Genomic DNA, 7,448 nt, shown 5'->3' with positions numbered 1-7,448 from the left:
GATGTCGGCATTAATCGCGTGCCGGGCGAAGGCGGCAAGACGCGGCTCGTCGGCGATGTGAATTACAAGGAGGCGCTGGAGGTGGCGGGCGCTGTGACGCCGGTCCCCGGTGGCGTCGGTCCGATGACCATCGCCTGCGTGATCCTCAATACGCTGCGCGCGGCCTGCGCGTCGGCGGGATTGCCGGAGCCGAAGGTCTGATCGATTTTTCAACGCTTCACGGGCGAGGCGGGGACGGGCGTGCGGAGGTGATGCGATGCTTCGTCCGAGCGGACTTGTTGCCGTTGCAGCTTTGATCGCGGGCCTGCAAGGCGCCGCCGCGCAACCGGTCGAGCATGCTTATACAAAGATCGATCTGAAAGCCTGCAAGCATACGCCGGGCAGGGTGGTCGAAGATTACGGCTCGTGGCTATGCAAGGGCTATGCGGGCATTCCGATCTACATTTCCGGCGGTGACCAGCGCTCTTTCGTGAGTTTCGGTCCCAATGCGCTGAAGGAGCTGGCGAACCGCGAAACGCTGATGTCGTTCAACGGACATGGCGATGTGGTCGAGTGGCGGATCGAGTCGCTGCCGGGCGGTAAGAAGCGCCCGTTCGCCGCGATCATGCGCTGGTCGACAACGGTGCAGAAGGAAGAACCCAATCCGGACGGCGATGTCGTGCGCGGCCAGGTGCTGGTTATCACGCGGCTTGGCGCCGGCGGCGTCTGCCATGTCGGCTATGTCGATGGGCGCGCCAATCCCGATGCGAATGAACTTGCGCGCAAGGTTGCCGATGACAAGGCGCGGACCTTCCGATGCGGCAAGGAGGCGCCGGACAGTCACGGCAAGACCGGCCCTGGATATTCGCGGCGGATGCCGATGCATTGATGCTGCGCGTGCAGCCGCCGTTAGGATTGTATTAACCCACGCGCATGCGCGGGTTCCCGCTCCGCGCTCAACCGATAAAAGTTTAACTTTTTTGTAAGCGCCCTTGGTTACCGCTTGGTGAAGTGGTCACCTCCTGGAGCGCTTCGTCATGGGTCCCGCCGACGATTCCGGAAATGCAGAGACAGGCTCTTCCGAGCCGCAAAAGGCCGTTGCAAGCGGTGCGTCCGATATCAAGGCGGAAGGCGTCGCGCACACGTCGTATCGAAGGCTCGAGGACGACAAGGCGCCGGTTCTTTATGTGCCCGCCAAACAAAACCGGTTTGGGCGCGCTGCGGTGCTCGCGATCGCAATCCTCGTTTCGGGCGCCGTGGGCTCGGCTGTCGGCGCAATGGCAGCCGCGGTCTTCGTCAAGCCGGAGCCGGTCGCAGACAATGGTCCGACCGTGGAAGTGAATGCATTGCGTGGTGTGATCACGCAGCTCTCGAGCGAAGTCGCGGCGCTGAAGGCGAGCATCGACAACCAGGCCAAGACGACGTCCGCTCAGATGGCAAAGCTCGCCGATCGGGTCGAGCGCGCCGAGAAGGCGCAGGCTGAACCCGCAACGCGCGTCGCCAAGCTGTCCGAATTGCTGGAGCGCATCGACAAGCGCACCGCCGCCGCGACCCCGGCCCCGGCCCTTGCCGCTGCGCAGACCGCGGTGCCCGAAACGACGGGCTCGGTCGCGCAGAAGCAGCAGGATCGTGTTGTGAATGGCTGGGCGTTGCGCGAGGTGTTCAACGGCGGCGCCGTCGTCGAAAACGAGCGCATGGGCATTTTCGAGATCGTCCCTGGCGCCAACCTTCCCGGCCTTGGCCGCGTCGAGACCATCCGGCGCGTGGACGGCCGGTGGGTTGTCGTGACCCCGAAGGGCTTCATCGTCTCGCAGCGCTAGGCTGCATACCCGTTTCAATCGAAAGAGCGGCGCTCCGGCGCCGCTTTTTTGTTGAGCAGACTGCCCGGCTTTCGCACTTCGAGGTGAATTGAACGGCTCCGCACCGCCATGGCATAGTTCATGCGGCAAGGGAGCCTCTGATGCGGAAGTCCTTCGGAACGCAGCTCGCGAGGGTGCTCGTGGTGCTGTTGCTGTCAGGCGGCGCGGCAGCGGCCTTCGAGAGGGTCCAGGCGCAGGCGCCCAAGCCGGAAATGACCGAAAATTGTCCGGGCCTGGTCGCATCGGCAACGCCGCGTGCGCTGCCTGCGTCGCTCCGCCTTGCGCAGCTTCAGTTCGATCAGGTTCGCATCACCTATATCGGCCACTCCACCTTCCTGATCGAAAGTCCGCGCGTCGTGCGCATTGCGACCGACTACAACGATTACGTCCGGCCGCCGGTGCTGCCCGATGTCGCGACCATGAACCACGCGCACTCGACGCATTACACCGATCATCCCGACGCAGGCATTTTGCATGTCCTGCGCGGCTGGGCCGAAGAGCGCGGCAAGCCGGTGCGGCACGATCTTCAGTTCAAGGACGTGCGCGTGCGCAATGTGCCGACCAACATTCGCGACTGGAGCGGCGGTACCGAACGGCACGGCAATTCGATCTTCGTGTTCGAAATCGCCAATATGTGCATCGCGCATCTCGGCCATCTGCATCACACGCTGACGCAGCAGCAATTGAACGAGATCGGCCGCATCGATGCGGTTCTGGTTCCGGTCGATGGCAGCTATACGCTCGATCTCGACGGCATGGTGGAGGTGATGGAGAGCCTGAAGGCGCCGCTGATCATCCCCATGCATTACTTCAGCGTCTTCACGCTCAATCGCTTTCTCGATCGCATGCGCGAGAAATTCGACGTCGAATTTTCCGACACGCCCGCGACGGTCATCTCGAAGACCACGCTGCCCACGAAGCCAAAGGTGCTTGTGCTGCCCGGCCGCTGACGAATCCGGCTGTGTGCCGGAGGGGTCGCCAGGCGCGCCGTTCATCGCACGCGAAAGCGGGCGATGAAGTAAATACAACCGCTTCAAGAGTGCGCTGGATGCCCCGCTTTCGCGGGCGATGACACCCGGTGAGCAGGTGCTCCCGGAACAACCCGCGCTCTCGGGCGTTGTGCGGCACGGCAAAAGACACATTCGATCCGTTAATTGCCGTTAACCGTTAGAAAAGGCCGTGTAATGTCCCTGGTGTGGAGTGTTTGGAAGCTGTTCCCCACTGAGTTTTCCAGGATTGCCCTCGATGCCCCTGCCGGACCTGGCCTGTTCGAGGTCAGGCATGTCTCGACCGGTGAGCCGATCGCCTTTGCGGCGTCCCCGGATGTGGCCGCCAGCCTGATGACTTTGATCCAGCCGCCGGCATCTGGCCTGCGCTCGATCTTTGCGCGCCAGCGCGTTCATTATCGTCCCGGCGATCTTGAATTTCGGACTTGCGCAACGTCATCCATCAAGGAGGCGCGCGCGGAAGAAGACCGCCTGAATGGCCGTCGCCGCGCCTACTTGCAGCGGCGCAAGGCCGCCGGCTGGGCCTGACACCGCATCAGACTCAGATCAGCTGCTCCCGCATCACGTCGGCCAGCGCGCGAAGCTTCGGCAGGAAGGTGTTGCGCATCACGGCGATCGTGCCGCGCTCGCTGTGAAGCCCGACATTCAGCGAGCCGATGGTCTTGCCATCAAGCCGGCGCAACGCGACGGAAATCGAACGAAAGCCCAGCTCCACCTCCTGATCGACCAGAGAATAGCCGTCGGCGCGCGCTTTCAGGATTCGCCGCCGCAATTCGGCCTTGTCGATGATGGTGTGGGGCGTCAGCGGCGTCAGCTCGACCCGCGACAGGAACGCATCGAGCGCGTCATCCGGCAGCGATGCCAGAATAATCCGGCCGAGCGAACTCGACACAGCCGGAAGCCGCAATCCGACATGCGAAGTCAGCTGAAGCACGCGCGGCGGCGAAGCGTATGCGATCATCACGACGGCATCGCCGTCGCGCACGGCCGCCGAGCACGCTTCGCCAATCTCCGCGCTCAGCCGCTCCAGCGCAGGCTGCACAATCGTCGAGATCGGATTGGACAACAGATAGGCGCCGGCCAGGGTCATTACCCGCGGCGTCAGGCGGAACAGCCGCCCATCCGTCTCCGCCAGTCCGAGATGGATCAGCGTATGCAGCGTGCGCCGGACGGACGCACGCGGCAGTCCGACCAGCCTCGCGATGTCGCTGAGCGACATCTGCCGATGATCGCGACCGAAGGTCTGAATGACGCGAATCCCGCGCGCCAGCGCTTCCAGGAATTCCGGCCCGGCCGCTTCGACAACATGCGCTTCTGCGTCAGATCGTGAGACCCGCGGCATTTCGGTTCCCGTCGCGTCCCGCCTCTCGAAGGCTTGCCTCGGGGGCGGCACTCTGGTGTAATTCGAACTTATGTTCGGTGTGCGAACATACACGGATACGCCCGGTCGCGCCACCCTCCCGTCAGGAGACCTGTCGTCATGCTCAGCGCGGAACAGAACGAGCTCATCACCCGCACCAATCCCGGCACCAAGGCCGGCAATCTGCTGCGGCGCTATTGGCAGCCGGCGGCGCTGGTCGAGGAATTGGCCACCAACCGTCCGATCAAGCCGGTCCGGCTGCTGGGCGAGGATCTCGTGATCTTCAAGGACGGGCAGGGGCGTTACGGCCTGATCGAACGGGGTTGCCCGCATCGCGGGACCGATCTCGCGTTCGGCCGGCTCGAAAGAGATGGCCTGCGCTGCTCTTTCCATGGCTGGAAGTTCGACGTGAACGGCACATGCCTTGAGACTCCGGCGGAGCCGGAAGGCTCCAACCTGTGCAAGAACATCCGCCAGAAATCCTACCCGGTGGTGGAGAAAAGCGGCATCTTGTTCGCCTATATGGGGCCCGGCGAGCCGCCGGCCTTCCCGAACTTCGACTGCTTCGTTGCGCCCGACGAATACACTTTCGCGTTCAAGGGACTCATCGAATGCAATTGGCTGCAGTCGCTCGAGGTCGGCATCGATCCCGCGCATACCTCGTGGCTGCACCGCTTCTTTGAGGACGAGGATCCCTCACAATCCTACGGCAAGATGTTCCGCGATTCGACGTCGGACGCGGACATGCCGATGACCAAGATCATGCGTGACTTCCCGCGTCCGCGGATCGAGGTCGAGCACACCGAATACGGTCTGCGGCTCAACACGCTGCGCCAGATCAGCGACCGATCGATGCATGTGCGGATCACCAATCTGGTCTTCCCCAATGCCTTCATGATCCCGATGAGCAAGGAGATGACCATCTCGCAGTGGCATGTGCCGATCGATGAGACGACGCATTACTGGTACTGCATCTTCACGAGCTTCGGGAACAAGGTCGACAAGGACGAGATGCGCCGCCAGCGGCTGGAGCTCTACGAGCTGCCGAATTACGTGCCGCGCAAGAACAAGCACAACGATTACGGCTTCGATCCGCACGAGCAGGCGCACGAAACTTTCACCGGCATGGGCGCCGACATCAACATTCACGATCAGTGGGCTTGCGAGTCGATGGGACCGATCCAGGATCGGACCAAGGAGCATCTGGGCCAGTCCGACAAGGCGATCACCGCCTATCGGCGCTTGCTGAGGGCCGCAATCGAGCAGGCCAGCAAGGGCGAGCGCCCGTTGATGGTCCTTGATGCAAAGGATGCGCCTGCCATCACCGGCCCGGTCTGTGTCGACGGCGTCGGACCGGCGTCGGACTGGCAAGCTTACGCGAAAGAGGCGCACGAGCGCCGCCGCACGACCAAGAGCTGGGCGAACGGGCATTAGCCTTACGTCCTCCCTGAAGGCGGGAGCGCGGCATGCGCAGGGTGACGGGGATGGGGCCGCTTTCTCTCGCTTGACCCCTACCCGATGGCCTTCGCTATGCTGCGGCAGTCGGCCTCTCCCCTCAGGGGGAGGTATAAAGGTTGAATCATGATGTCCTCCCGCGACCGCGCAACCCTCAGCTTTGTCGAGCGGCACGCTCTGTGGAACGACGAGCAATTCCGTCTTGCGGCAGCGGTCGAGCGGGAGATCGAGGACCGCAATCTCGACCTCGTGCGATTTTCCTTCGTGGACCAGCACGGCGTCCTCCGCGGCAAGACCGTGGTCGCGGCCGAAGCCGCCAAGCTGATGCGCGGCGGCGTGACGATGACCACGACGCTTCTGGCCAAGGACACCTCGCATCGCACGGTGTTTCCGGTCTTCACCCCTGGCGGCGGCTTTGCGATGCCGGAGATGCAGGGCGCGGCGGATTTCCTGATGATCGCGGACCCCTCGACCTTCCGCGTCCTGCCTTGGGCGCCGAATACCGGCTGGGTGCTCTGCGACATCTACTTCCCGAACGGAAAGCCGGTGCCATTCTCGACCCGGCAGCTTTGCCGCGATCAGCTCGCACGCCTGCACGCGGCAGGTTACGAGATGATGGCCGGGCTCGAAGTCGAGTTTCATCTCTACAGGATCGAGAATCCGCGTCTGGCGCCGGCCGACGCCACCTGGCCGGGCGAGCCGATCGACGTCAGTTACATTCACCAGGGCTTCCAGCTTCTGACGGAAGCGCGGTCCGATCAGATCGAGCCGATCCTCGAGCCCTTCTGGCGCGCGGTGACGGCGCTCGGCCTGCCGTTCCGGTCTCTCGAAGTCGAGCTCGGCCCGAGCCAGTGCGAATTCACCTTCCGGCCGGAGAAGGGCATCGCATCCGCGGACATGATGGTGCTGTTCCGCAGCGCCATGAAGCAGATCGCGCGCCGCCATGGCCTGCATTGCACGTTCATGTGCCGGCCGGCTCTGCCCAATGCATTCTCAAGCGGCTGGCATCTGCATCAGTCGCTGATCGATCTGCGGACCAAGGCCAACGCCTTCGTCTCGCATGATCCCGGCACGGTGCTGCCTCCGTTCGCGCAGCATTGGCTTGGAGGCCTCCTTGCCAATGCGAAGGCGGCGGCCGCTTTCACCACGCCAACCCTGAACGGCTACAAGCGCTATCGCGCCTATGCGCTCGCGCCGGACCGCGTGATCTGGGGTCAGGACAATCGCGGCGTCATGGTGCGCGTGATCGGCCAGCCCGGCGATCCTGCGACGCATCTGGAAAACCGGATCGGCGAGCCGGCGGCGAACCCCTATCTCTATCTGGCGTCGCAGATCGCATGCGGCCTCGACGGCCTTGCGCAGAAGCGCGATCCGGGCCCCTCCGCGGACACGCCATACGAGACCGAGGCGCCGATGATGCCGAAGTCGCTTGGCGAGGCGCTCGATGCGTTGCGCGACAATGCCTGTTTCCGCGAGGCGTTCGGGGCCGATTTCGTCGATTATTACATCCGCATCAAGGACGCCGAAATCGCCCGCTACAAGGCTGAGGTGAAAAGCGACACCGCCGACATCACGCATTGGGAACAGAAGGAATATTTCGATCTGTTCTGAGTTGTGCGGCTCCGCGCCGGCTGCAGAAACCGGGTCGCGCGGAGGCTTTCGGCAACCCATATCGTCATCGCGAGGAACGTCACGATGACCCGGCAGGCAATTCATTACCTCACGTTCGAAACCGCTCTCGGTCATTGCGCCGTCGCCTGGAACGATGCGGGTATCGTCTGTTTCCGG

General features: G+C 63.4%; 7 protein-coding genes and 1 pseudogene. 7 read left to right on the top strand and 1 reads right to left on the bottom strand.

Annotated features, from left to right (window positions below; all coding sequences use genetic code 11):
• The 5 genes and pseudogenes from VN004_RS09675 to VN004_RS09655 all read left to right on the top strand — a co-directional run.
• Window positions 1-201: pseudogene (locus VN004_RS09675) on the top strand (bifunctional methylenetetrahydrofolate dehydrogenase/methenyltetrahydrofolate cyclohydrolase); the annotation flags it as partial.
• Window positions 202-256: 55 nt separating this feature from the next.
• Window positions 257-868 carry a hypothetical protein gene (locus tag VN004_RS09670; protein WP_325609372.1) on the top strand — a complete coding sequence of 204 codons (612 nt, stop codon included), beginning with the start codon at window positions 257-259 and terminating at the stop codon, window positions 866-868.
• Between the two features lie 148 nt (window positions 869-1,016).
• Window positions 1,017-1,799: a hypothetical protein gene (locus VN004_RS09665; RefSeq protein WP_325609371.1), complete on the top strand. Its 783-nt coding sequence runs from the start codon at window positions 1,017-1,019 to the stop codon at window positions 1,797-1,799.
• Between the two features lie 140 nt (window positions 1,800-1,939).
• On the top strand, window positions 1,940-2,788 hold the full coding sequence (locus VN004_RS09660) for an MBL fold metallo-hydrolase (protein ID WP_325609370.1): 849 nt from the start codon (window positions 1,940-1,942) through the stop codon (window positions 2,786-2,788).
• 234 nt (window positions 2,789-3,022) lie between these two features.
• On the top strand, window positions 3,023-3,373 hold the full coding sequence (locus VN004_RS09655; RefSeq protein ID WP_325609368.1) for a hypothetical protein: 351 nt from the start codon (window positions 3,023-3,025) through the stop codon (window positions 3,371-3,373).
• A 13-nt stretch (window positions 3,374-3,386) separates the two neighbouring features.
• Here the strand turns inward: VN004_RS09655 and VN004_RS09650 are convergent, their stop codons facing one another.
• Window positions 3,387-4,187 carry an IclR family transcriptional regulator domain-containing protein gene (locus VN004_RS09650; RefSeq protein WP_325609366.1) on the bottom strand — a complete coding sequence of 267 codons (801 nt, stop codon included), beginning with the start codon at window positions 4,185-4,187 and terminating at the stop codon, window positions 3,387-3,389.
• A 138-nt stretch (window positions 4,188-4,325) separates the two neighbouring features.
• On the opposite strand from VN004_RS09650, the gene VN004_RS09645 reads away from it, so the two are divergent.
• Window positions 4,326-5,639, top strand: a complete 1,314-nt coding sequence (locus VN004_RS09645) for an aromatic ring-hydroxylating dioxygenase subunit alpha (RefSeq protein WP_325609364.1) — start codon at window positions 4,326-4,328, stop codon at window positions 5,637-5,639.
• Window positions 5,640-5,789: 150 nt separating this feature from the next.
• On the top strand, window positions 5,790-7,271 hold the full coding sequence (locus VN004_RS09640; RefSeq protein ID WP_325609362.1) for a glutamine synthetase: 1,482 nt from the start codon (window positions 5,790-5,792) through the stop codon (window positions 7,269-7,271).
• Window positions 7,272-7,448: the final 177 nt, after the last annotated feature.

It is taken from the genome of Pseudorhodoplanes sp., from assembly GCF_035565855.1.
In the GTDB taxonomy this organism is placed as follows: domain Bacteria; phylum Pseudomonadota; class Alphaproteobacteria; order Rhizobiales; family Xanthobacteraceae; genus Pseudorhodoplanes.
This window is presented reverse-complemented; position numbering and strand designations above follow the sequence as displayed.